Source organism: Janthinobacterium sp. UMAB-60, from assembly GCF_900095235.1.
Lineage (GTDB): Bacteria > Pseudomonadota > Gammaproteobacteria > Burkholderiales > Burkholderiaceae_D > Janthinobacterium.
This window is the reverse complement of record NZ_LT607486.1, coordinates 6,050-29,952: the sequence shown is the minus strand read 5'-3', so window position 1 is coordinate 29,952 and position 23,903 is coordinate 6,050. Positions and strand designations below refer to the sequence as shown.

Annotated in this window: 21 protein-coding genes; 6 read left to right on the top strand and 15 right to left on the bottom strand. The window is 64.1% G+C overall.

The window, feature by feature from the left end; all coding sequences use genetic code 11:
* The 11 genes from K0F86_RS10035 to ppc all read right to left on the bottom strand — a co-directional run.
* A partial coding sequence (locus K0F86_RS10035; protein WP_219134260.1) for a PAS domain S-box protein occupies positions 1-3,256 on the bottom strand: 3,256 nt, incomplete at its 3' end.
* Positions 3,257-3,612: 356 nt separating this feature from the next.
* Positions 3,613-4,299, bottom strand: a complete 687-nt coding sequence (locus K0F86_RS10030) for a hypothetical protein (RefSeq protein WP_219134259.1) — start codon at positions 4,297-4,299, stop codon at positions 3,613-3,615.
* Complete coding sequence (locus K0F86_RS10025; RefSeq protein ID WP_219134258.1) at positions 4,266-4,634, bottom strand: hypothetical protein; 369 nt, start codon at positions 4,632-4,634, stop codon at positions 4,266-4,268. The genes K0F86_RS10030 and K0F86_RS10025 overlap by 34 nt, the downstream gene beginning before the upstream one ends.
* A 75-nt stretch (positions 4,635-4,709) precedes the next feature.
* Positions 4,710-7,169, bottom strand: coding sequence for a TonB-dependent siderophore receptor (locus K0F86_RS10020; protein ID WP_257572077.1), 2,460 nt, complete (start codon positions 7,167-7,169; stop codon positions 4,710-4,712).
* A gap of 221 nt (positions 7,170-7,390) precedes the next feature.
* Positions 7,391-8,359 carry a FecR domain-containing protein gene (locus K0F86_RS10015; RefSeq protein WP_219134257.1) on the bottom strand — a complete coding sequence of 323 codons (969 nt, stop codon included), beginning with the start codon at positions 8,357-8,359 and terminating at the stop codon, positions 7,391-7,393.
* Positions 8,356-8,862: a sigma-70 family RNA polymerase sigma factor gene (locus K0F86_RS10010; RefSeq protein WP_219134256.1), complete on the bottom strand. Its 507-nt coding sequence runs from the start codon at positions 8,860-8,862 to the stop codon at positions 8,356-8,358. Before K0F86_RS10010 ends, K0F86_RS10015 begins: the two co-directional genes overlap by 4 nt.
* A gap of 136 nt (positions 8,863-8,998) precedes the next feature.
* Entirely contained in the window at positions 8,999-9,475 is a 477-nt protein-coding gene (locus K0F86_RS10005; protein WP_219134255.1) for a DUF3617 family protein, read from the bottom strand.
* A 61-nt stretch (positions 9,476-9,536) separates the two neighbouring features.
* Complete coding sequence (locus K0F86_RS10000) at positions 9,537-9,707, bottom strand: hypothetical protein (RefSeq protein WP_219134254.1); 171 nt, start codon at positions 9,705-9,707, stop codon at positions 9,537-9,539.
* Between the two features lie 112 nt (positions 9,708-9,819).
* On the bottom strand, positions 9,820-11,280 hold the full coding sequence (pyk, locus tag K0F86_RS09995) for a pyruvate kinase (RefSeq protein ID WP_219134253.1): 1,461 nt from the start codon (positions 11,278-11,280) through the stop codon (positions 9,820-9,822).
* A 90-nt stretch (positions 11,281-11,370) separates the two neighbouring features.
* Positions 11,371-12,381: a type I glyceraldehyde-3-phosphate dehydrogenase gene (gene gap / locus K0F86_RS09990; RefSeq protein ID WP_219134252.1), complete on the bottom strand. Its 1,011-nt coding sequence runs from the start codon at positions 12,379-12,381 to the stop codon at positions 11,371-11,373.
* Positions 12,382-12,520: 139 nt separating this feature from the next.
* A complete protein-coding gene (gene ppc / locus K0F86_RS09985; RefSeq protein ID WP_219134251.1) occupies positions 12,521-15,274 on the bottom strand; it encodes a phosphoenolpyruvate carboxylase in 2,754 nt (917 codons plus the stop codon).
* A gap of 478 nt (positions 15,275-15,752) precedes the next feature.
* On the opposite strand from ppc, the gene K0F86_RS09980 reads away from it, so the two are divergent.
* Positions 15,753-16,208, top strand: coding sequence for an Rrf2 family transcriptional regulator (locus tag K0F86_RS09980; RefSeq protein WP_070291511.1), 456 nt, complete (start codon positions 15,753-15,755; stop codon positions 16,206-16,208).
* A gap of 66 nt (positions 16,209-16,274) precedes the next feature.
* On the opposite strand, the gene K0F86_RS09975 is transcribed toward K0F86_RS09980, so the two are convergent.
* From K0F86_RS09975 to K0F86_RS09960, 4 genes are all read right to left on the bottom strand, one after another.
* Positions 16,275-17,960 carry a cation acetate symporter gene (locus K0F86_RS09975; RefSeq protein ID WP_257572076.1) on the bottom strand — a complete coding sequence of 562 codons (1,686 nt, stop codon included), beginning with the start codon at positions 17,958-17,960 and terminating at the stop codon, positions 16,275-16,277.
* Positions 17,957-18,265, bottom strand: a complete 309-nt coding sequence (locus K0F86_RS09970) for a DUF485 domain-containing protein (RefSeq protein WP_219134250.1) — start codon at positions 18,263-18,265, stop codon at positions 17,957-17,959. Before K0F86_RS09970 ends, K0F86_RS09975 begins: the two co-directional genes overlap by 4 nt.
* Positions 18,266-18,392: 127 nt before the next feature.
* Positions 18,393-19,574, bottom strand: coding sequence for an NO-inducible flavohemoprotein (hmpA, locus tag K0F86_RS09965; protein ID WP_219134249.1), 1,182 nt, complete (start codon positions 19,572-19,574; stop codon positions 18,393-18,395).
* A gap of 31 nt (positions 19,575-19,605) precedes the next feature.
* Entirely contained in the window at positions 19,606-20,019 is a 414-nt protein-coding gene (locus K0F86_RS09960; RefSeq protein ID WP_219134248.1) for a hemerythrin domain-containing protein, read from the bottom strand.
* A gap of 227 nt (positions 20,020-20,246) precedes the next feature.
* Here K0F86_RS09960 and K0F86_RS09955 point away from each other — a divergent pair, with 227 nt between their 5' ends.
* The 5 genes from K0F86_RS09955 to K0F86_RS27445 all read left to right on the top strand — a co-directional run.
* The gene (locus K0F86_RS09955; RefSeq protein WP_257572075.1) at positions 20,247-21,140 is read left to right on the top strand and encodes an STAS domain-containing protein; all 894 of its coding nucleotides are present in this window, start codon (positions 20,247-20,249) and stop codon (positions 21,138-21,140) included.
* 7 nt (positions 21,141-21,147) lie between these two features.
* The gene (locus K0F86_RS09950; protein ID WP_219134247.1) at positions 21,148-21,504 is read left to right on the top strand and encodes an STAS domain-containing protein; all 357 of its coding nucleotides are present in this window, start codon (positions 21,148-21,150) and stop codon (positions 21,502-21,504) included.
* A gap of 58 nt (positions 21,505-21,562) precedes the next feature.
* Positions 21,563-21,961, top strand: a complete 399-nt coding sequence (locus K0F86_RS09945; protein ID WP_219134493.1) for an ATP-binding protein — start codon at positions 21,563-21,565, stop codon at positions 21,959-21,961.
* 23 nt (positions 21,962-21,984) lie between these two features.
* Entirely contained in the window at positions 21,985-23,043 is a 1,059-nt protein-coding gene (locus K0F86_RS09940; protein ID WP_257572074.1) for an ATP-binding SpoIIE family protein phosphatase, read from the top strand.
* On the top strand, positions 23,040-23,903 hold an 864-nt coding region (locus K0F86_RS27445; protein ID WP_257572073.1), incomplete at its 3' end, for a histidine kinase dimerization/phospho-acceptor domain-containing protein. The genes K0F86_RS09940 and K0F86_RS27445, both read left to right, overlap by 4 nt.

Genomic DNA, 23,903 nt, shown 5'->3' with positions numbered 1-23,903 from the left:
CCGCCACGCTGCCATCGCCACGTTCCAGTTCCGCCGCCAGCATGGCGGCGCAATCGCCATTGGCCTGCACGAAACGCGCGATGGCCCGCCGCAAGGTCTCGCGGCCGCCCCACAGGGCGCTGCCGCGCTGCCAGTCCACCTGGCCTGCGGCCGCACGCGCCGCCGAGCCGGCCGCCGGCGGCGGCATGGCCACGGCGATATCGAGCAGGCGGGCGATTTCCGCCGTCAGCTTGTGCATTTCCAGCGGTTTCGAGGCAAAACCGTTCATGCCCGCCGTCTGCGCGGCGCGCCGGTCCTGTTCCAGCACGCTGGCCGTCAGGGCGATGATGGGCGTCGCCTTCAAGCCCTGTTCGCGCTCGTACACGCGGATCAGGCGTGTCGCTTCCAGGCCATCCATGCGCGGCATCTGCACGTCCATCAGGACGATGTCGAAGCTGCCACGGCTGAACTCGCGCACGGCGCTCTCGCCATCGCTGGCGGCGATCACCTGGTGGCCGGCCGCGCCCAGGCTGATCAGCAGCAGCTCCACGTTCTGCGGCACGTCATCGGCCACCAGGATGCGCAGCGGCGGCAAGGCCACCACGGGCTGTTCGCTGCGGCGCGCCACGGCCTTGCCCGGCGCCAGCGGCAGCAGCACGTGGAACACGCTGCCCACGCCCAGGGTGCTTTCCACCGTGATGGTGCCCCCCATCAGTTCGACCAGTTGCAGCGAAATCGTCGTGCCCAGGCCCGTGCCGCCAAAGCGGCGGCTCATGGAAGAATCGGCTTGCGTGAATGGCGCGAAGATCTTGTCCAGGCGGTCGGCGGGGATGCCGATGCCCGTGTCGTGCACGGCGATATGCACCTGCTCGCCCTGCATGGCGACGGCCACGCGCACATGGCCCACTTCCGTGAACTTGACGGCGTTGCCGATCAAATTCGTCAGCACCTGCTGCAGCCGGCGCGCGTCGCCCAGGAAGAATTGACCCATGCCCGGATCGACGTCCACATGCAGCACCAGGTCGCGCGCCTGCGCCGTGACGCGCAGGGAGGCGGCCACGTGGTCGACCAGGTCCGGCAGCGAAAAGTCCACCAGTTCCAGCTCGGTGGCGCCTTTTTCCAGCTTGGCCGTGTCGAGGATGTCGTTGAGCAGCTCCAGCAAGGAGCGCGCGGACTGGCGCACCGTGCCCAGGTGGCGGCGCTGCAGGCTGTCCAGGGCGGTCCCCAGCAGCACTTCCGTAAAGCCGATGATGGCATTCATCGGCGTGCGGATTTCATGGCTCATGTTGGCCAGGAAGCTGGTTTTCGATTCGGCGGCCAGCTCGGCGCGGTCTTTCGCCGCGCGCAGGTTTTCCTGCATGGCGCGCCGCTCGCTGACGTCGGTGGCCAGCTTGACCACCTTGAACGGCTTGCCGTCCGCGTTGAAGATCGGGTTGTACGAGGCCTGTATCCACACTTCCCGGCCCTGCTTGTCGATGCGCTTGTACTCGCCCGTATTGAATTCGCCCTGCGCCAGCTGCTGCCAGAACGCGATGTAGTCGGGCGAAGTCACATAAGCCGGTTCGCAGAAGATGCTGTGGTGCAGTCCCAGCACGTCATCGAGCCGGTAGCCGACCAGGTCGAGGAAATTCTGGTTGGCCGCCAGGATGCGCCCCTGCAGGTCAAACTCGATGACGGCCGTCGCGCGCGAGATGGCCGTCACCTTGCCTTCGTATTCGGCGTTGCGCAATTCGCTTTCCGTGATGTCGAGGATGACGCCGTCGATCCAGCGCACCACGCCGTCGTTGTCGAGCACGGGGCCGCTGCTTTCGCGCACCCAGCGTTCGCGCCCGTCGCGGTGGATCAGGCGGTAGACGTTCTCGAAATCGCGCTTCTCGCCGGCCGCCTGCACGCAGGTGTCGTTGACGCGCTGGCGGTCGTCCGGATGCACGAGCTCGAACAGCCTGACCCGCCCTTCGATGAAGTCCTGCGGCATCCAGCCCGTCAGGTTGAAGACGGCGTCGCTGATGAAAATCATCTTCCATTCGGGCGCGAAGCTGCAGTGGAAGGACACGCCGGGGATATTGCGGATCAGAGTGCGGTACTGGCGCTCGCTGTCCTTCAGCGCCTGCTCCATGCTGCGCGACGAGCGCATGTCCGTGACAAACGCCACGAACAGGGGCTGGCCCGGCGTGTCGATCTTGCCGATCGCCACGCGCATGGGCAGCACGGCGCCATCCTTGTGGCGGCCATCGAGTTCGCGTCCGCTGTCGAGGATGCGCGCGGCGCCCGTTTCCAGGTAGTCGCGCAAATAGCCCTCGTACGCGGCCGCATCGGCCGCTTGCAGCAGCACGCTGGCGTCGCGCCCCACGATCTGCGCTTCGGACCAGCCAAACAGGCTTTCCGCGGCGGGATTGAAGGACCGCACCTTGCCCTGGCCATCGATGGTGATCAGGCCATCGGCCGCCGTATCGACGATGGCGCGCAGGCGCGACTCGCTGGCGCTGGCATGGCGCAGCAGCTGGCGGTAGCGCAACAAGCCGTTCGCGGCGACCACGAAGACGGTCAGGGTGACGGTGATCAGGGCCACAGCCAGCGCCACGAACGAGGCTTGCACCGTGATCGTGTTCTCGCCCGCCGTGGGCGTGCCGGAAAAGCGCGCCGCCAGCATGCCCGTGTAATGCATGCCGGAAATAGCCAGGCCCATCACGACACTGCTCACCAGCAGCGCCGTCAGCGCACTGAGACGCTGGCGCATGGCGCTCAGGCCGAAGCGTACCCACAGCGCCAGCATGGCCATGGTGACGGCCACCAGCAGCGACAAGGCAAACAGCCACGGCTGGTAGTGCAAGGTCAGCGAAGTTTGCATGGCGGCCATGCCGCTGTAATGCATGGAGCCGATGCCCAGCCCCACCAGCACGCCGCCCACCACCAGCTGGCGCCAGCTGATGCGCGGGCGCGCCAGCAGGTTCAGCGCCACCCACGACGCGGCCACGCCGGGCAGCATCGACAACAGGGTCAGAGCGGGTTCGAACGACACGCGCGTGCAGATATCGAAAGCCAGCATGCCGATGAAGTGCATCGACCAGATGCCGCCGCCGAGCGCGATGGCGCCCGTGATGATGGCCGTCTGGCGCTGGAAGCCGCGTTCGCTGCTGCGCGCCATGCCGGCGATCTGCAGGGCCATGAACGAGGCAAAGATGGCGATACCGATGGAAAACAGCACCAGCCAGGCATCGTGCGTGCCGTAGATGTACGGCACGGTATCGGTCGAAAAGGCAAAGATGGAACTCAGCATACTGTCGTGAACTACATAGAGTGAAACGTGACGTCGCAAAACATGACAGCGCACCGCGCGCCGGTGCCAGGCTTTTTGGTAAAGCGGCAACACAGCGAAAATGACAACGGCAGCAATCGACCAGGGCAAGGCTCGGTCATCACGCCCACGCCTGCCGCGCGGGGGAAAGGTGCCCGTTCAGAGAGAACAGGCGGAATACGTACGAACTCTGGCGCGGATAGCTGGCCGCCAGCGTGACGATGATTTTTAAAAGAGCTATGAGTATAGTTGCTTTGCGAAAATATTCATAGGACTTCAGCAATATCATGGCAATAAAAACAATATTTCGCAGCCCTGATGCGACAACGCCCCGCCGCTCAGGCTGGCGGCCACTGCGCGCGTATCGCGGAAGATGACTGATAGGAGGGACCGGCCCGCACGGCCACGCGGATACCGGCCAGCGTACAACGGCGGCTCAGCTCGTCCTTGATCTGCCGCAACGACCAGCGCTGCGGCACGGGCAAATCCATGCCCACCACGCGGATCAGCGGGCAGTCCTTGAGGGTCGTGTGCAGCAGCAGCTCCAGGCGCGCCATCGGCGGCCCGCCGCGGTAGACATCGACCGGGCCCGCATAGCTGACCACCTCGAGCGCGCGTATCTGCCGCGGCGCCAGCTGCAGCGTCTTCTCATGGCCGGGCAGGCGCCGCGCCACCCGGCGCAGCAACAGGCCGGCGTCGTTGAGCTCGACATGAAAAGACAGATTGCGATCCGGCAGCAGGACCAGGCCGACGATCCAGGCGACCAGCGCCGGCAGGAGCAACAGCACCGCCTCGCCCGCGTACGACACGTCGCGCCAGACGGCTTGCAGGACAAAGGCGAGGATCAGGGCGCAGCCGCCCAGCAGCACGCTGCGCCACAGCACGGGACGCAGATTGGCCATCATCGCCGCATGCGAGCTGGCATCGTCGGCCGGTGAAAAGCGGATCCATTCGGCGCGCGCCGGCTTGCAAGGCGCGGCGGGAATGCCGCTCAAGCGGCTGGTGCCAGCATGCGGCGGAACCACGCCAGTTGCTCGCGCGTCAGGTAGTTGGCGCCATCGCCATGCAGGATAACGATCTCGATCTCGGGCGGAATCGACGCGATCAGCTGCGCGCCCGTGACGGGAATCTTGGGAAACGCGATGCCGTCCAGGAAGGCCGGGTCTTCCGCCACCGTCACGCACTGGCGCTCCGGGTTCGGCGACGGCACGAGAAACAGGTCGATCTGCTCGCTCTGCCCGCCGATGACGACGTGTAATTGCGCGGCCAGCAGTTCGGGCAGGATCAGCTCGATGTTATTCTCGGTGCGCGATTGCTGGAAAGCGCTTTTCAGGGGCGTCAGGACTGGCGTGGCGGACATGGGAGCAGTGTGAAAGTGAAGACGGCGGCAGTGTAGCAGAGGCGCCCGCCCGGACGCGCTCCGCTGGCGCAGCCGCTACAGCTTGTAATTCAGGGACAGCAGCACGCTGCGCGGCGCGCCGTAGCGTTCCAGCCCGCCCGACCAGGCATAGCCGAGGCCCTGGTAGTAGCGGCGATCGAGCACGTTGTCGACACTCACGCGCAGTTGCAGCTGCTCGCTCAGGCGGTAGCCGGCCGTCAGGCCGACGATGGCGTAGCCGCCCTGCTGCGTCAGGTAAGCCGTGTCGCTCCGGTAAATCTTGTCCTGCGCGGTCACTGAGGCGCCCAGATTCCAGCGCGCCAGGCTGCCGCCCAGTTGCACCGTCGTGTACAGCTTGAACAATTGCTTCGGCTCATCCGTGGCGATGCGCTGGCCGATATTCGCCGCCACGCTGTCTTTCGTGTACTTGGCCAGCACATAGGTGTAGCCGCCCGCGATCTGCCAGCCCGGCAGAGGCGAGCCCGACAACTGCAAGTCGACGCCTTCGCTTTTTACCTGCCCGACCGCGCGGGCGCAGTAGATGGCGCCGCCCGTGGGGCAATTGACTTCATCGGCCATGGCGCGGTTATTCTGCTTGATGCGAAACAGGGCGCCGCTGGCATTGAGCCTGCCGCCAAAATATTCTCCCTTGACGCCCACTTCCAGGTTGGTGCCGCTCAACGGCGGCAAGGTATTGCCCTTGACATCGAGCACGCTTTGCGGCTGGAAGATCTGCGTGCCGCTCGCATACACGGAATGGTGCGCGTCCAGGTCGTAGACCAGACCCGCGTACGGCGTAAACTTGGCGTTTTCCGTCAGGTCGCGGCGCCACGTCGGATTGGTGGAATACCAGCCCGTGACATCCTGCGCATACCAGCCGAAGCGCCCGCCCAGCACCAGGCGCAGCGGATCGGCCAGGCTTAAGTTGCCGGCCGCATAAAGTCCCTTCTCGTCCGTCTTGCGGCCCCAGTTGTAGGGCTCGAACGGCGCGCCGCGCATCGGGTAGGCGCGGGGATTCCACTGGCGCAGATCGAACACGCGCTTTCCCGCACCTTCCCAGCTCTGGCCCGCGTCCGAATCGTCATGGCGGTAGCTGGCGCCGACGATGACGTCATGCTGGCGGCCGAACCAGGTGACGGGGCCGCTCAAGCGCCAGTCGGCCACCACTTGTTGCGTGTTGTACTTCCAGCCCGTTTCAGACTGTTCCAGCAGATACGTTTCGCCATCGACACGGCTGTTGGTGGTATTGCGCGTCGAAGATGAGGCATCGATGTGCGTGATGGCGAAGCGGCTGCGCCAGCCCTTCTCCAGCTGCGTTTCCAGGTCGGCGAAGACGACGTTGTTGTCGCGTTTCTGGAACGAGTCGGCATTGTTCAGGAAAGTCGAGCGGGGCAAGTCCATGTGGCGGCCGTCGGGCAAGGTCGGCAAGCCGACGAACACGCCGTCGGTGCGGCTGTGCTGGCGCGAAAAACCGATGCCGGCCGTGGTCGACGGCGTCAGGTCCGCCTCCAAAATCGCATACACGGTGCCATTGGTATGGTTGACCACGTCGACAAAGCTGTCGCTGTCGCGCCAGCTGGCCGCCACTCTGCCGCGCAGGCTGCCCGAGTCATTCAGGGCATTGCTGGCATCGACCGTCAATTGCCGGTCCTTCCAGCTGCCCAGGTGGGCGGACGCGTTCAACAGGGGCGTGGCCGTGGGGCGCTTGCGTATCATGTTGATGCTGCCCGACGGCGCGCCCGCCCCTTCCATCAACCCGGTGGCGCCGCGCACCACTTCCACGCGGTCGTACATCAGCATGTCGGCCGAAACGTTGCGCTCATTGAAACCCGTCACATCGAGCGGCAAGCCATCGACATTCACGTGGCTCAAGGCAAAACCGCGCGCAAAATACGTGGTTTCCTGGTCGGATACGCCCTGCGTCTTGCCATACAGGCCGGGCGTGGCGCGCGCCACATCCTGCAAAGTGGTCAGATCGAAATCTTCCATTTGCTGGCGCGAAATCACGCTGACCGTTTGCGGCGTGTGGCGCTGCGACAGATTCAGCCCCGTGGCCGTCGACAGATTCCTCGACGTGTAGAGCCCCGTGCCTTCCGTGGCGCGGTCCGCCTCGGCGCTGACAACCACGGCGGGCATGCTGTCGAGGCCGCCATCGGCCGTGCTGGTATTAATCTTGCGCAACAGGTAATTGCCGCTGCCGCCGTCCACCACTTCCAACCCGCTGCCTTGCAGCAACGTTTGCAAACCGGCCGCGACGCCATGGCGGCCCTGCAAGCCCGGCGTCGCCAGGCCGTCCAGCGCCACGCCCTGCGTGGACAGGTTGACGCCGGCGGCGATGGCAAACGAGGCCAGCGCATCGCGCAGGCTGCCGGCGGGAATATGATAGTCGCGCACGTTGGCTGCCGGGCGGGACTCGGCCGCCAGCGCCATGTGGGGCAAACCGGCGCCGGCCGCGCCCACGGCGAGGAACAGGACCAGCGCGGCGCGCACGGCGCCGGTGGTGGGATGGAGCGTCATGCGTGCTGTTGTCAAGCTGCGGTACTGCAAAGCCATGTGGACCCTTTCGATGGTTCGGATTGTTCGTTCTCTACCTTGTATGACGAAGCAATCCGAAAAAAGGGACAGGCAAGAAGTAAATTGGAGCACGTCGGCTTACGCCCTGCTGGCTAAGCCGCCCTACCATACCCGACAGGCGTAGGTCGGCTTAGCGTGGCAAGGCCACGCGTAAGCCGACAATCTCAAGCCGCCTCGACACTGATCCAGTAGCGCGTGCGGCGCGCCAGCCGGATCGGCAAGGAATGTTGCAGCAAGAGCAGGATGTTGTCCGGATCGTTCAGCTGGAAAATGCCGTCCACGGGCATGGCAGCCAGCGCCGGATCGCAGCGCAGCACGCCGTAGCGATAGCGCGCCACCTGGGCCAGCACCTCGCCCAGCGGCATGCGCTCGGCGATCAGCACGCCCTGCAGCCAGCCGGCAGCATGCGGCGTCAGCGGCGACAAGGAGGAAACGGCACGATCATCGAAACTGCCCTGCCGGCCCGCATTGACCCGGCGCAAGGCGTCGGGAGCTTCCCTTGGCCGGATCTCGACGGCGCCCTCGCTCACACTGACCTGCGTGCGCGGCGCCAGCACGCTGCCGCCCTGGCGCACGCTGAAGCGCGTGCCCAGCGCGTGCACGGCGCCATTGCTGCTGCGCACGAGGAAAGGGCGTGCGGGCACGGCCCCGTCGTGCGCCGTGGAAACATGCAGTTCGCCCGCATGCAAGACCACCAGCCGCGCCGCGCCGTCAAAGCGCACGTCGATGGCCGTGTCCGTATTGAGCACCAGTTGCGTGCCATCCGGCAATGTCATGTGGCGGATTTCGCCCCTGGCCGTGCGGATAGTGGCGCGCCACGCTTGCCAGGGCGCCGACTGGCTGGCCAGCCACAGCGCCGGCCCGGCCGCGATCAGCCCCGCCAGGCCGTAGAGCACGGCACGCCGCTGCGGCGACTGCGGCGCCGCCTCCGCCGTCTGGCGCAGCCCGGGCGGCACGCTGGCCAGGGTGCCGCACACCAGCTCGGCCCGCTGCCAGGCCGCTGCGTGCGCGGGATCGCTGGCGCGCCAGGCCTGGAACGCTTGCTGTTCGTCAACGTTCAAAGGCCCCCCGTGCAGGCGCACCAGCCATTGCGCCGCCGCGCGGGCGGCGCGAGGGTCGATCGCGGCGTTCACAGGATCAGGAGGATGCAGCGCTCGAACGCCTGCACCATGTAGCGCTTGATGCTGCGCTCGCTCACGGCCAGGCGCCGCGCGATGTCCCCGTACGCAAGGCCATCGACATGGGCCAGCAAAAAAGCGCTGCGCGCCAGCGGCGGCAAGCCGTCGAGCATGACATCGATGCGTTGCAAGGCTTCCAGTATCAGCAAGCGCTCTTCCGGCGACTGCATCAGCAGGTCGGGCTGCTGCGCCAGGGTTTCCAGCCACGCCTGCTCCAGCGACAGGCGCCGGTAATGGTCGATCAGCAAGCGCTGCGCCACGGTGGTGAGATAGGCGCGCGGTTCGCGCAGGCTCTGCCGGCCCTCGGGCGGCGCCGTCAGCAGGCGCACGAAGGTATCCTGCGCCAAATCGGCCGCATGGTCGGCGCACCGCAGCTTGGCGCGCAGCCAGCGCATCAGCCAGCCGTGGTGGCTGCTGTAGATGCCTGCTATCGACTCGCTGGACTGCGCAGTATTCACTAGGGGACTCCGATGCGCGCAAGGCAAGGCGCGACTAATTGATAATAATTCTCATTATCACAAATCCTTGCCTCCGGCGTCAATGCCGGCGCCTGCCTATCGCTGGAAACCGTTGTTTCAGCGCGGTTGCCAGCGCTTATCGGTTGATATACAAGCTCTTCATCACCATGCCGCCACGCATTTTCTTCGCGCCCGGCGCCAGCCCTGCCGGGCAAGCACCGAGGAACACGCCCGCCAATTCCGTGCGCTGCACCTCGGTCTTGCCGTTCAGTTCGATGGTGGTGTCGGCGGTCAGGGTGTACGCCTTGGCCAGGTCGCCCTTGAAACTGCCGGCCAGCCTGGCGCCCGGACAGCTGGACTGGAAAGTGTAGCTGTCGCCCTGGCGGCTTTGCGACGCGATCTGGCATTCGTGTTCGAAATCGCTCCACAAGTCGTCGTCGATCAGACGGTCGTGTTGCTGATCAACGCAGATTTCCCAGGAAAACGGCGAGGTGGCGGGCGTCACTTTCCACAGCCCCGTGGCGCGCTGCAAACGCTGCACCGGTTCCGCGGCCGAGACGGACGCGGCGGCGCAAAAAATACTCATCAGGAACAAGGTCGCGCTGCGTTTCATGGGCATTCCTTTTAGCTAAAAGTTTAAATATAGCAAAGAAGAACGCGCGCAGGCCGCACGCTTAGCCGTGCATCCCGGGTCTGGCGGCCAGCACGAAGGGAATGGCTAACGGCCCCAGGAGCACCACCATGATGGCCCTGACAGACGTTGTTTTCAAGGAGCGGCGTTTGGCAATGAAGAGGCAGGCGAAAGCCGACAGCGACCAGATCAAGGCAGGCAGGTATTCGGTCATCATGCACTCCAGATGCGCCTTGGCAGGCAGGAAAACCATGCTGCCACGGAAATGCGGCCACCGCAATGGCAGATTGGGCGTCTGCCATTGCGCCTGGCGGCCAGTAATACGGTCAGTGCTGGCCGATCTTCATGATTTTCAGCGCGTTCGTGCCGCCGACCTTGCCCATCGGCTCGCCCCAGGTCAGTACGACCGTGTCGCCCTTGGTCACGACCTTATGTTCCAGCAACAAGTCTTCCGCCTGCTGCAAGACCTTGTCGCGATCCGTGCCGGACGTCAATTCCAGGGTGCTGACGTTGCGGTACAGGGCCAGCTTGCGGCGCGTGCCCACGCTGGGGGTCAGCGCGACGATGGGGATGTCGATGTTGCAGCGGCTCATCCACAGGGCCGTGGAACCCGATTCGGTCAGGGTGGCGATGGCTTTCACGCGCAAATGGTGGGCCGTAAACAAGGCGCCGTAGGCGATCGACTGGTCGATGCGCGAGAACGTGGCGTTGAGGAAATCGGCATCCAGCTTGCAGGTATCCCATTTTTCCGCGTCCAGGCAGATGGCGGCCATCGCTTCCACCGTCTCGATCGGGTAGCGGCCCGAGGCCGTTTCCGCCGACGTCATGACGGCGTCCGTGCCGTCGAGCACGGCATTGGCCACGTCGGACACTTCCGCGCGGGTCGGCACGGCGTTGACGATCATCGATTCCATCATCTGCGTGGCCGTGATCGCCAGCTTGTTCGACGCGCGCGCCATCTTGATCATGCGCTTTTGCAAGGCCGGCACGGCCGCATTGCCCACCTCGACCGCCAGGTCGCCGCGCGCCACCATGATGCCGTCGGAGGCGTCGAGAATCTCTTGCAGCGCCGGAATGGCTTCCGCCCGTTCGATCTTGGCGATCATCATCGGCTTGTGGTCCCATGCTTCGCCGGCGATATTGGCCAGCTGGCGCGCCATGACCATGTCGGTGGCGTTTTTCGGGAACGACACGGCCACGTAATCGGCCTGGAAACTCATCGCCGTCTTGACGTCTTCCATGTCTTTCGCCGTCAGGGCTGGCGCGGACAGGCCGCCGCCCTGGCGGTTGATGCCCTTGTTGTTCGACAACTCGCCGCCGATTTTCACGGTCGTGTGGATTTCGCTGCCGACGACCTTGTCGACCGTCAGCACGATCAGGCCGTCGTTCAGCAGCAGCACGTCGGCCGTGCGCAAGTCGCGCGGCAATTCCTTGTAGTCGAGGCCGCAGCGTTCCAGGTTGCCCAGCTCGCCCTTTTCGCCCCATTTCGCGTCGAGGATGAACTTGGCGCCGTTTTCAAGGAAAATCTTGCCTTCTTCGAACTTGCCGACGCGAATCTTCGGGCCTTGCAAGTCGGCCATGATGGCCACTTCACGGCCGCACAGGGCTGCCGCTTCGCGCACCATGCGGGCGCGGTCGATATGGTCTTGCGCCTTGCCATGCGAGAAGTTCAGGCGCACGACGTCGACGCCGGCCTTGAACATGCGGACCAGGGTATCGATATCGTTCGAAGCGGGGCCGATGGTGGAAACGATCTTGGTGGCGCGTTGCTGTACATGCATGGTCATGGTGTGCTGCTTTCTATAAGGTTCGTGCTGCTACAAGGGCCAGCCTTGTGGGCCGGCCGTCCTGGTGCGCTGGATCAGCGCTGGTTCTTCTTACTTGGCCGCCATCAGGGCGACCGTGGTGTCCAACATGCGATTCGAGAAGCCCCACTCGTTGTCGTACCACGATGACACTTTCACGAGGCGACCGGAGACCTTGGTCAGGGTCGCATCGAAGTTCGACGAGGCGGGGTTGTGGTTGAAATCGATGGAAACGAGCGGTTCCGTCTGGTACGTCAAAATACCTTTCAGCGCGCCTTCGGACGCCGCTTTCAGCAAGGCATTGACTTCCTCGACGCTGGTATCGCGCTTGGAAATAAAGGAGAGGTCGACCAGCGAGACGTTAATCGTCGGCACGCGGATGGCGAAACCGTCGAGCTTGCCGTTCAGTTCCGGCAAGACCAGGCCGACAGCGGCCGCCGCGCCCGTCTTGGTGGGGATCATCGAATGCGTGGCCGAGCGGGCGCGGCGCAAGTCTTCGTGCATCACGTCGGAGAGTACCTGGTCGTTCGTGTAGGCGTGCACGGTGGTCATCAGGCCCGATTCGATGCCGATGGCGTCGTTGAGCGGTTTGACTAATGGCGCGAGGCAATTCGTCGTGCACGAGGCATTCGAGATGACCGTGTCCGAAGCTTTCAGCACGTGCTGGTTGACGCCGAACACGATGGTGGCGTCCACGTCCTTGCCGCCCGGCGCGGAAATGATGACTTTTTTCGCGCCGCCCTTCAGGTGGGCCGAGGCTTTTTCCTTGGTGGTGAAGAAACCCGTGCATTCGAGCACCACGTCCACGCCCAGTTCGCCCCAGGGTATCAGGGCCGGGTCGCGCTGCGCGAAGACGCGGATGCGGTCGCCGTTGACGAGCATGTTGTCGCCATCGATGGTGACGACGCCGGGAAACTTGCCGTGCACCGTATCGTAGCGCGTCAAATGCGCATTCGACTTGGCGTCGCCCAGGTCGTTGATGGCGACGATCTCGATATCCTGCTGCTTGCCGCCCTCATAAAACGCGCGCAAGACATTGCGGCCGATGCGGCCATAGCCATTGATGGCAACTTTGATGGTCATGCTGTCTCCTTGATGTTTTACTTGAAACTAACCCAAGTGCAAATACCGGGGTCGTACCCTGAGGGGGAATACGCCCCAGTGGGGCGCATTCCGATCACGCAATGAACGACCCCAGCCTTAAATCTTGGGTTTGCCTTAATCAACCACTATTCCGCAAACCCGCCGCAATTCCATTGATCGACAAATGGATCCCCGTGCGCGCCGCCGCATCCTGTTTACCCTCGCGGAAACGTTTCAACAGCTCCACCTGCACGTGGTTGAGCGGGTCGATATACGGGAAACGGTTGCGTATCGAGCGCTGCATCAGCGGGTTGGCTTGCTGCAACTCTTCCTGGCCCGTGATCAGTTTCAAGGCGTCCAAGGTGGCCGCGTATTCGGCGCGGATGCGCGTAAAGATGGCCTCGCGCAAGGCCTTGTCCTTGACGAGTTCCGCATACTTGCCGGCGATGGCGATGTCGCTCTTGGCCAGCACCATATCCATGTTCGACAGCAGGGACGTGAAGAAGGGCCAGTCCGTGTACATGCCGCGCAGCACGTCCGCCCCGTCGGCGGGATGGGCGGCCAGGTAGGCTTGCACGGCGGAACCAAAACCGAACCAGCCCGGCAGCATCAAGCGGCATTGAGCCCAGCTCAAGACCCAGGGAATCGCGCGCAAATCCTCGATCGAGGTCGATTTCTTGCGCGAGGCGGGACGGCTGCCGATGTTCAGCGCGGCAATTTCCGCGATCACCGTCGATTCCCAGAAATACTGTTCGAAGCCGTCCGTACCGTAAACGAGGTCGCGGTAGGCGTTCAGGGCCGTGCCGGACAACTCTTCCATCGCGGCCAGGTGGCCCGCGCCGGCCGAGGCCTTCGGCTGCAGCTGCGCCTGCGGCAACAGGGTCGACTGGATGGTCGCGGCCACCAGCACTTCCAGGTTGCGGCGCCCTACTTCCGGGTTCGCATACTTGGCCGTGATGACTTCGCCCTGCTCCGTCAGGCGGATCTGTCCCTGCACGGCGCCGGCCGGCTGGGCCAGGATGGCTTCATAGCTGGGCCCGCCGCCGCGGCCCACGGAACCGCCGCGGCCGTGGAACAATCGCAGCTTGATCTGATATTCTTTAAATACCGTCACCAGCTCGATCTCGGCCTTGTAGAGTTCCCAGCCCGACGTGAGGAAGCCGCCGTCCTTGTTGCTGTCCGAATAGCCGAGCATGACTTCCTGCTGGTCCGCGCGCGACGCCAGCAAGCCCCGGTAGAACGGCAAGCCGAACGCGCGCGCCATGACGGCGGGGCCGGCGCGCAAATCGTCGATCGTTTCGAACAGGGGGATGATGTTGACATCGACTTCGCGGCTGTCCTGGCGCAGCAAGCCCACTTCTTTCAGCAGCAGGGCCACTTCCAGCAAGTCCGAGACGCTGGCCGCCTTCGAGATGATGCAGTTCGGCACCGATTCCTTGCCATATTTGACATGGGCTGCGCGCACGGCGCGGAAGATGTCGAGTTCGGACGTCGTTTCTTCCGAGTACTGCGCATACGGCGACGTCAGCAGGCGTGGCGATTCCAGTTCGGCCAGCAGCAAGCTGATGCGCTGCTCTTCATCGAGGTCCAGGTAGGCCAGGCCCGGCTGGGCACCCGCGAACAGTTCGCCCACGACGCGCTCATGCACGTCGGAGTTCTGGCGCAAGTCCAGCGGCGCCAGCGAAAAGCCGAAGACCTTGACGGCGCGGCGCAGCTGGCGCAGCCGGCCCCGCGCCAGCGCGCGCAAGCCATTGCTGACGAGCGAATGCTGGACCACGTCCAGGTCGGCCAGCAGCTCAAACGCCGCCGCGTAGGGCTGTACGCCGTCCGCTTGCTTGCCCTTGCCAGATAGCGCCACGCGCGTGGCTTCCAGGCGCGCATGGATGCCGTGCAGGGCGCGGCGGTACGGTTCATCGACGCGGTGCGGCGACGCATCGGCCGAGCGTTCGGCCAGCGCGCGCAGCGGCTCGCTGCAGGCGTTCAGGATTTGCGCCAAGGACAGTTGCGACGCGAGCTTGCGCAATTCGCCCAGATAAAAGTCGAGCACCTTGTCGGCCTGCGTTTGCAGGGTGCTGCGCAGGATGTCGGCCGTGACGAAGGGATTGCCGTCGCGGTCGCCGCCTATCCAGCTGCCGACCTTCATGAAATTGGGCAATTCCGCATCTTCCCAGCGGGCATCGCGCTGGGCCAGCATGGTTTCCAGCGAGGAATACAATTTCGGCAATTCGCGCAAGATCGTGTGGTCGTAGAACGACAGGCCATTGGCCACTTCATCCATGACGGACAGCTTGCTGGTGCGCAACAAACGCGTCTGCCACAGGGTGACGATGCCACGTCCCAGCGCTTCTTCGTTTTGCTCCGCCTCTTCCGGCGTCATTTGCACGCGGTCGCGCTCGCTCAACAGGCGGGCGATGGCCATCTGGCAATTCTGAATGCTCTTGCGCTGCACTTCCGTCGGATGCGCCGTGAACACGGGGCTGACGAACGCATCTTCAAAGAAGGTTTCCAGCGCATCGGCCTTGCCCGCGTCAAACACGTTGCCGACGGCATGGCTGAGGCTACCCTGGCGCGGCGGCGAACCGGCGATCAGATGGGCACGCGTGCGGCGGATGTGATGTTGGTCTTCCGCAATGTTAGCCAGCAGCGAGAAATAGCTGAAGGCGCGCGTCAATTGCGTGGTTTCTTCCTGCGACAGCGCTTGCAGCGCGTCCGACAGCTGCGCGCGCGCCGCTTCGTCATTGTCGCGGCGGAAACGGATGGCCAGCTGGCGCACATGCTCGATGCGCTCGAAGGCGGGGTCGCCCAGGTGGTTGCGGATGGCGTCGCCCAGCAGACGGCCCAACTGGCGGATATCGCTGCTCAGCAGCTCGTCTTTCACTTCATTCATTTGCATGGTATTCATTTCCTGGGGCGGCCACGGCGGCACCGCACAGATTGCGTAGTACGCGCTTCCCGACCCGGGAAACGCCCATCATCCATTTTGTAGTAAATTTACCTTACTGTCTCACCATCCTCTTGATTTTCATCAATAAAATCCACGTCAAAAGGGCCATTAAGGGCTTGCGCGCTGTTTAGCAGGGCAACAATATGAAAATTTACTACGCATTTAAGCGAAAGGCAACCAAATTTGTCTTTCCAGGCTGAAAAGTGACGGCGCAAGTCACATGGCTGTGGCGATGGCCAGGCACTCTCCTGTATGCTGGCGGCTTGAAACAAGGATGTAATCCACATCTTTACAACACACCTGACAAACCGTAGCGAGCGGGATGAGTTGTGGCCGAGAAGCGGAGCTGTGCGGATGCACAGTGAGCATCGGAGGCTGCAAATCGCGACGCGCAGTAGGTTTGTCGGGTGTTTTACTCTCTTCTCCCATGCGACTGACTGCCTACACTGACTACACCCTGCGCACCCTGATGTATCTGGGCGTGCACCGCGACCGGCTCGTGACCATCCAGGACATCGCCGACCTGCATGCGATTTCCAAGAATCACCTGATGAAGGTGGTGCACCAGCTGGGCCTGTCAGGCATCGTGGAAACGGTGCGTGGGAGGAATGGCGGCCTGCGTCTGGCGCGCGACCCGGCCGAGATCAATATCGGCACGGTGGTGCGCGAGACGGAAAACGATTTTTTCATGGCGGAATGTTTTAACAAGGAAAACAATACCTGCCCGCTGACGCCCGATTGCCTGCTGAAAGCCAAGCTGGGCCAGGCCACGGCCGCCTTCCTGGCCGTGCTCGACACGGTGACCCTGGCATCGATACTCGAAGCGACGCCGGGCGCGCCGGCGCTGGCGGCGGGCGTGATTCCGCTGCGCGTGGCGAAGTAAGCGCGCGCCAAAAACAACAATGCCCGGCAAGCCGGGCATTGTTTCCTTCAGTAACTATCTAAAACATCAATGCGCGCTGGCACCGGAGGCGCCGATACCTGTTTCCGAACGCATTTGCTGCGCTTCGTAGCCGGCGCGGTCGATGCGCGCGCGGGGGCTCTTGTCGAGCACCGAGAACAGCCAGATGCCGACAAAGCCTGCCGTCATCGAGAACAGCGCCGGCGAGGCATACGGGAACAGCGCCGCCGGATGACCGAGCACGTCGACCCACACGGACTTCGACACCACCGTCAGCGCGACGGCCGTGGTCAAGCCCAGGAAGCCGCCAATGGTGGCGCCCCGCGTGGTGCAGTCTTTCCACAGCACCGACATGAACAGCACGGGGAAGTTGGCCGAAGCGGCAATCGCGAAAGCCAGCGAGACCATGAAGGCGATGTTCTGCTTTTCAAACGCGATGCCCAGCACCACGGCGATGATGCCCAGGATGATGGTGGTCACGCGCGACACTTTCAATTCGTTCGCGCCCGTGGCCTTGCCCTTCTTGATGACGGTGGCATACAGATCGTGCGACACGGCCGACGCGCCCGACAGGGTCAAACCGGCCACGACGGCCAGGATGGTGGCAAACGCGACCGCCGACATGAAGCCGAGGAAGACATTGCCGCCCACAGCCTTGGCCAGATGCACGGCCGCCATGTTGTTACCGCCCAGCAGCTTGCCGGCAGCATCCTTGAACTCGGGATTGGTGCTCACCAGCACGATGGCGCCAAAACCGATGATGAAGGTCAGGATGTAGAAATAGGCGATCCAGGTGGTGGCCCAGAACACGGATTTGCGCGCTTCCTTGGCGCTCGGCACCGTGAAGAAACGCATCAGGATGTGCGGCAAGCCGGCCGTACCGAACATCAGCGCCATACCGAAGGAGATGGCCGAGATCGGGTCCTTGATGAAGGAACCGGGGCCCATGATGGCTTCCTTGGCGGCGTGCACGTCCACCGACTTGGCGAACAGCGCTTCCGGGCTGAAGTTAAATTGCGCCAGCACGGCAACGGCCATGAAGGTGGCGCCGCCCAGCAGCATGACGGCCTTGATGATCTGCACCCAGGTGGTGGCCGTCATGCCGCCAAACAGCACGTAAATCATCATCAATGTGCCGACCAGGACGACGGCGATCCAGTATTCCAGGCCGAACAGCAGCTTGATCAGCTGGCCCGCGCCCACCATCTGCGCGATCAGGTAAAAGGCCACCACGACGAGGGTGCCGGACGCCGAGAAAATGCGGATCGGCGCCTGCTTGAAGCGGTAGGCGGCCACATCGGCAAAGGTGTAGCGGCCCAGGTTGCGCAGGCGCTCGGCCATCAGGAAGGTGATGATGGGCCAGCCGACGAGAAAACCGATGGCATAGATCAGGCCGTCATAGCCGTTGAGGAAGACGGCGGCGGAAATGCCGAGGAACGATGCCGCCGACATATAGTCGCCCGCGATGGCCAGGCCATTCTGGAAGCCCGTGATGCCGCCGCCAGCCGTGTAGAAATCGGAGGCCGACTTGGTCTTCGCCGCCGCCCATTTGGTGACGAACAGGGTGAAGATGACGAAGACGGCGAACATGGTGATCGCCGTCCAGTTGGTCGGTTGCTTGACTGCCTGGCCCAGGTCGGCGCCGGCCGCCAGCACGCTGTTGCTGGCGCTCGCCAGCAAGGTCAGGGCTGCCAGGCAGGAAAATGTGCGTTGCATCGATGGGGCGCGATTCATGCTTGCACCCGTGCCTGGATGGCGCTGGTCAGGTCGTCGAATTGCTTGTTGGCGCGGCGCACGTAGATGCCGGTGATCACCACGGTAAACACGATGACGAACAGGCCGATCGGCATGCCCCAGGTCATCACGCCGGTGCCCGTTTTAGTGGCAAGGAATTCCTTGTCGAAGGCGATCAGCAGGATGTAGCCGTAATACACCAGCATCATCAGGCCCGTCAGCGCCCAGCCGAAGCGCGAACGCACCCTGACCAGCCGATGATAATTGGGGTCACTCTTGAGTTTTTGTACCAGATCGTCATGCATGGTGTTGCCTCCTGTTATGTAAAAGCCTGCTCTTTTGTGCGAGCTTGGATTCACAGTACAGCGCGAGGCTTACCCGCCCCTTACGGCAACGGTTTTTTCTCGCAGAAGCAACACAAGTCAGACAAGGTCAGTTCAGCGCGGCGGCCGGTCCGAAGAATTCATGGTGCGTCTGCCGTTCCGGCACGCCCAGTTCGCGCAGGTATTGCTTGACGGCCCGCATGAATGGCTGCGGCCCCAGGAAGTAGGCGTCGACGTCGCGCGAGGCTGGCAGCCAGTCATTGAGCTGCTCTTTATTCAGCAGGCCGACGGCGTCCGGCGCATCTTGCGCGCCGCCATGTTCCGCGTAGCAGTAATAGCGTTTCAATTGCGGGTGCCGCGCGGCCAGTTCATCGATCTGCGCGCGGAACGCATGCACGCCCTGGTTGCGCGCCGCGTGGATGAAATGCACGGGACGCTTGCCGCGCAGGGCCGCCGTCAGCATGGCCAGGGTCGGCGTGATGCCCACGCCGCCGCTGATCAGCACCAGCGGCTTGTCGCCCTCCGTCAGCACGAAGTCGCCCGATGGCGGCGTCAGCTGCACGGTGTCGCCCGCCTGCACGTGGTCGTGGAAGAAATTCGACACCTTGCCGCCCTCTTCGCGCTTGACGCTGATGCGGTAGGTCTGGCCATTGCTGGCGGCCGACAACGAGTACTGGCGGCGCATGGGCACGCCATCGACCGTGGCCAGCACGCCGATATACTGGCCTGGCGCAAAGTCGAGCACGGGCTGGCCATCGGCGGGCGCCATCAGGAAGGAGGTGATCTCGCCGCTTTCCACGACCTTGCTTTGCACCAGAAAATCGCGCGCGCCGCCCCAGCCGCCCGGTGCGGCCGCCTGCGCCTTGTAGATGCGCCCTTCTTCGCCGGCCAGGATGTCGGCCAACTGGCCGTAGGCCGCGCCCCAGGCATCGATGACGGCGTCGCTGGCGACTTCTTCGCCCAGCACTTCGCGGATCGCTTGCAGCAGGCTGGCGCCCACCAGCGGATAGTGCTCGGCGCGGATCTGCAAGGCCACGTGCTTGTTGACGATGGTGGCCACCAGGTCGCCCAGCGCTGCCAGCTGGTCGATGTGCTTGGCGTACATCAGCACGCCATTCGCCAGCGCGCGCTGCTGGTCGCCGCTGTGCTGGTGCGCCTGGTTAAAGTACGGCAGCACTTCGGGATGGTCGCGGAACAGATTCTTGTAGAAGTGGCGCGTCAGCGCTTCGCCGCCCTGTTCGAGGATGGGGACGGTGGCCGTGATGATGGCGCGTTGTTCTTGGGTCAGCATGTAAAACTCCTGTGTGTATTAGTAAGCGGTCTCAAGCCAGCGTTTCAACGGCTGGATACAGCTCGTGGTCTTCGCGCCGCATGCGCTGGAACAGCGCGTGCAGCACGGTATTGGCTTCGCTGCGGAAGGCATCCGGCTCGGCCACCAGGCGCACGGGCGTATTCCAGCGGCCGGCAAAATCGAGGTAGGCGCCGGCGATGCCGTGCATCTCGTTTTCGTACTGGCGGCCCAGCTGGGCCACCTTGGCCACGCCGCACGCCTGCGCGGCCGGATACAGGTAGCGCTGCTCGACGGCCAGGTGCAGCTTGATCAAGCCGCTCATGGCGATGATCTGTTCGGCGATGGCCTGCGCCTGTGCGGCGACACCGCCGCGCGCCAGCCGGCGCAAGTCATCGATGGAGGCCAGGATGGCCAGGTGCTGCTGTTTGAATTTGTCGATATTCATGGCGTGTTTCTCTTGTTGAGTGTTGCCAGTGTAGCGGAATCCGCTTAAACATGCAAATTACATGCATCTTTAATGGTGCCAGTGTTTCCCATAGAAATGTATATCGACATGCGCCACTATGTGCGGCACAGAACACAGGCTAAAGCCACGTCTGCCTATAATTTATTCATCACAGCGCGTGCCCGTTTGCGGCCGTGCCGCACCCTCCACTCCAGCCAAGGATGAGCATGAATATCAAGATGGACACGGTCAAGACGGACACGGGCCAGGCGCAGCAACTGGCGGCCATTATCAACGAGTACCACACGGAACTGCTGGACGGCTGGATGGCCGGCCTGATCGCCCGCCTGGTGCGGCGCGACAAGATCGCCGAAAACGAGCTGCGCCATCAGGCAGCGCAATTGCTGCCGCTGCTGGCGGGCGCGCTGGCAAGCGGCGACTCGTTCGACATCGAAGGCGGCGCCTGGGACGATACGCGCCAGCTGATCGCTGAAATATCGCAGACGCGCGTGCGCCAGGGCTATTCGCCGATCGACACGGCCAGCTTCATGTTTTCCCTCAAGGAGCCGCTGTTCGCCCACCTGCGCCAGCAAATCACGGCGCAGCCGGAGCATCTGGGCGACGCCATCGTCAGCACCAGCAAATTGTTCGACGAACTGGGCCTGCTGACCATCGCCATCTACCAGAAGGCGCGCGAACAGGTGATCTTGCGCCAGCAGCAGGAATTGCTGGAACTGTCCACGCCCGTGGTGCAGCTGTGGCAAAACGTGCTGGCCCTGCCCCTGATCGGCACCCTCGACAGCGCCCGCACGCAGGTGGTGATGGAAAGCCTGCTGCAAAAGATCGTCGACACGGGCGCCTTGATCGCCATCATCGACATCACGGGCGTGCCCACCGTCGACACGCTGGTGGCGCAGCACCTGCTGAAAACCATCGCCGCCGCGCGCCTGATGGGCGCCGACTGCATCATCAGCGGCATCCGCCCGCAGATCGCGCAAACCATCGTGCACCTGGGCGTCAACCTGGAAGACGTGATGACCAAGGCCACCCTGGCCGACGCCTTCGTCGTGGCCCTGAAACGCACGGGTTCCAGCATCACCTGCCAGCAGCAACAACACTGAGGCGCCTATGGAAAGAATCCCCATTTTACGCATGGGCCGGCTGTTGCTGGTGACGATCCAGGTGGACATGCACGACCGCCTGGCGATGACCCTGCAGGACGACCTGACCACGCGCATCGTGACGGACCGCGCCACGGGCGTGCTGATCGACATTTCCGCGCTCGACATCGTCGATTCCTTCATCGGCCGCATGATCAGCAACACGGCGGCGATGGCGAAAATCCTCGATGCGCGCACGGTAGTCGTCGGCATGCAGCCGGCCGTCGCCATCACCCTGGTGGAACTGGGGCTGACCCTGGAAGGCGTGAGCACGGCGCTGAACGTGGAACGGGGCATCAAGCTGCTGGAACGGGGCGGCGCATGACGGGGGTGCCGTGCTAGGCGCGCAGGCACAGGAGCGGGCGCAGGCCGCCGTGCGGCAAATGCAGCAGATCCTGCCCCTGCACAGCGACGAAGACGTCGTGCGGCTGCGCAAGCAGGTGCGCGACAGCATGGTCGCCATGGGGTTTGGCCTGATCGAACAGACCAAGATCATCACGGCGGCCAGCGAACTGGCGCGCAACACGCTGCGCTACGGCGGTGGCGGCGAAGCGCGCATCGCGCGCGTCAGCGATGGCGCGCGCCAGGGCCTGGAACTGCGCTTTGTCGACGCGGGACCGGGCATCGACGATATTGCCCTGGCGCTGACCGATGGCTATACCAGCGGCGGCGGGCTGGGACTGGGGCTGGGCGGCGCCAAGCGCCTGGCCGACGCCTTTCACATCGACACGGCGCCCGGCGCGGGCACCACCGTCACCATCGCGAAATGGAAGCTGTTTTGAACCACCAGGAACCACAGCCTGACATGCTCAGGCAAAGAAGTTTTTCCATCGGCGAACCGAGCGAGATCGCAGCAGCCCGCCGCGCCGGCAACGAACTGGCGCGCCGCATCGGCTTCGACGACGTGCGCACGGGCCAGCTGGCCATCATCATCAGCGAAGCGGCGACCAACATCGTCAAGCACGCGCAGCGCGGCGAAATCCTGCTGCGCAAGGTGCTGCGCGGCGGCACCAGCGGCATCGAAGTGCTGGCCATCGACAACGGTCCCGGCATGGCGAATGTGCGCCAGCACATGCAGGATGGCCATTCCACCACCGGCACCTACGGCGTGGGCCTGGGCGCGATACGCCGTCTGAGCCAGGAATTCGACCTGTACACGGCGCCCGGCAAGGGCACGCTGCTGATGGCGCTGCTGTGGGGGCCGAACGCCAGTAGCGCCATTCCCGCCCATCCGAACTGGCGCATCGGCGCCGTGTGCCTGCCGCTGGCGTCGGAGCAGGTGTGCGGCGACGCCTGGAACGTCGTGTGCGAAGGCCATGAACTGAGCTTGCTGGTGGCCGACGGCCTGGGCCACGGCCCGCTGGCGGCCCGGGCGTCGGAAACGGCCAGCGCGCTGCTGGAACACGATACGCCCGGCTTGCCGCCCCTGCCCGCCCCCTTCATCGAACTGGCCCACGGCGCCCTGCGCGCCACGCGCGGCGCGGCCTTGGCGGTGGCGCACATCGACAGCGCGCGCCGCGAACTGCGTTATGCGGGCGTGGGCAATATCGCCGCCTGCGCCTTCGACGCGCAGCAGCGCCGGCATCTGCTGTCGCATAACGGCATCGTCGGCAGCAATCTGCGCAAGGTGCAGGAATTCTGCTATCCGTGGCAGCCGGGCACGACCTTGATCATGCATAGCGACGGCCTGCACACGCGCTGGGACCTGGAACAGTATCCGGGCCTGGCGCAATGCCACCCCAGCCTCGTCGCCGCCGTGCTGTACCGCGATTTTGCGCGCGGGCGCGACGACGTCACGGTGGTGGTGCTGCGCGAACATGAGGAGCACCGGCATGCCGGTGCGGAAAGGAACGACACGCCATGACACAACGCATATTGACAGCGCATATCGGCAGCGAACTCGATGTGGTGGGCGCACGCCAGCGCGCGCGGCAGATCGCCGCCCTGTGCGGCTTCGGCGTGCAGGACCAGGTGCGCATCGCCACGGCCGTGTCTGAACTGGCGCGCAACGTCTACAACTACGCGGGCAGCGGCAAGATCCACTTCGCCATCGATGGCCAGACGGCGCCGCAGGTGCTCAGCATCCGCATCGAGGACCAGGGCCCCGGCATCGCGCAGCTCGACAAGATACTGGCCGGCACCTATCGCTCGCCCACGGGCATGGGCCTGGGCATCCTGGGCGCGCAGCGCCTGATGGACCGCTGCCACATCCATAGCACGCCCGGCGCCGGCACGCACATCACGCTGCAAAAACTGTTCCCGCGCGACGCACCCCTGCTCGACGGCAGCATGATCGGCGCGCTGTCCGGCAGCCTGCAGGCGCTGCCATCGGATATCACGCTGTCCGAAGTGCAGCAGCAGAACCGCGAGCTGCTCGCCACCCTGGCCGAACTGAAGACGCGCCAGGACGATTTATTACAGCTGACGCGCGAACTGGAAGACACCAACCGGGGCGTGGTGGCGCTGTTCGCGGAACTCGATGAAAAAGCCGACCACCTGCGCCGCGCCGACCAGATGAAGTCGCGCTTCCTGTCGAACATGAGCCATGAATTCCGCACGCCGCTCAGCTCCATCCGCGCCCTGTCCAAGCTGCTGCTCGACCGCATCGACGGCGAGCTGTCCGAGGAGCAGGAAAAGCAGGTGCTGTTCATCCTGCAAAGCGCCGTCAGCCTGAGCGACCTGGTGAACGACTTGCTGGACCTGGCCAAGATCGAGGCGGGCAAG

Bases quoted from the DNA above. Each gene is read 5' to 3' on its own strand.
- K0F86_RS09960 (WP_219134248.1), bottom strand. From the start codon at position 20,019: ATGAATATCGACAAATTCAAACAGCAGCACCTGGCCATCCTGGCCTCC.
- K0F86_RS09955 (WP_257572075.1), top strand. From the start codon at position 20,247: ATGAATATCAAGATGGACACGGTCAAGACGGACACGGGCCAGGCGCAG.
- K0F86_RS09945 (WP_219134493.1), top strand. From the start codon at position 21,563: ATGCAGCAGATCCTGCCCCTGCACAGCGACGAAGACGTCGTGCGGCTG.
- K0F86_RS10025 (WP_219134258.1), bottom strand. From the start codon at position 4,634: ATGTCCGCCACGCCAGTCCTGACGCCCCTGAAAAGCGCTTTCCAGCAA.
- hmpA (WP_219134249.1), bottom strand. From the start codon at position 19,574: ATGCTGACCCAAGAACAACGCGCCATCATCACGGCCACCGTCCCCATC.
- K0F86_RS10000 (WP_219134254.1), bottom strand. From the start codon at position 9,707: ATGACCGAATACCTGCCTGCCTTGATCTGGTCGCTGTCGGCTTTCGCC.
- gap (WP_219134252.1), bottom strand. From the start codon at position 12,381: ATGACCATCAAAGTTGCCATCAATGGCTATGGCCGCATCGGCCGCAAT.
- K0F86_RS09940 (WP_257572074.1), top strand. From the start codon at position 21,985: ATGCTCAGGCAAAGAAGTTTTTCCATCGGCGAACCGAGCGAGATCGCA.
- K0F86_RS09970 (WP_219134250.1), bottom strand. From the start codon at position 18,265: ATGCATGACGATCTGGTACAAAAACTCAAGAGTGACCCCAATTATCAT.
- K0F86_RS09980 (WP_070291511.1), top strand. From the start codon at position 15,753: ATGCGACTGACTGCCTACACTGACTACACCCTGCGCACCCTGATGTAT.
- K0F86_RS10020 (WP_257572077.1), bottom strand. From the start codon at position 7,169: ATGACGCTCCATCCCACCACCGGCGCCGTGCGCGCCGCGCTGGTCCTG.
- pyk (WP_219134253.1), bottom strand. From the start codon at position 11,280: ATGACCATGCATGTACAGCAACGCGCCACCAAGATCGTTTCCACCATC.
- K0F86_RS09975 (WP_257572076.1), bottom strand. From the start codon at position 17,960: ATGAATCGCGCCCCATCGATGCAACGCACATTTTCCTGCCTGGCAGCC.
- K0F86_RS10005 (WP_219134255.1), bottom strand. From the start codon at position 9,475: ATGAAACGCAGCGCGACCTTGTTCCTGATGAGTATTTTTTGCGCCGCC.
- ppc (WP_219134251.1), bottom strand. From the start codon at position 15,274: ATGCAAATGAATGAAGTGAAAGACGAGCTGCTGAGCAGCGATATCCGC.
- K0F86_RS09950 (WP_219134247.1), top strand. From the start codon at position 21,148: ATGGAAAGAATCCCCATTTTACGCATGGGCCGGCTGTTGCTGGTGACG.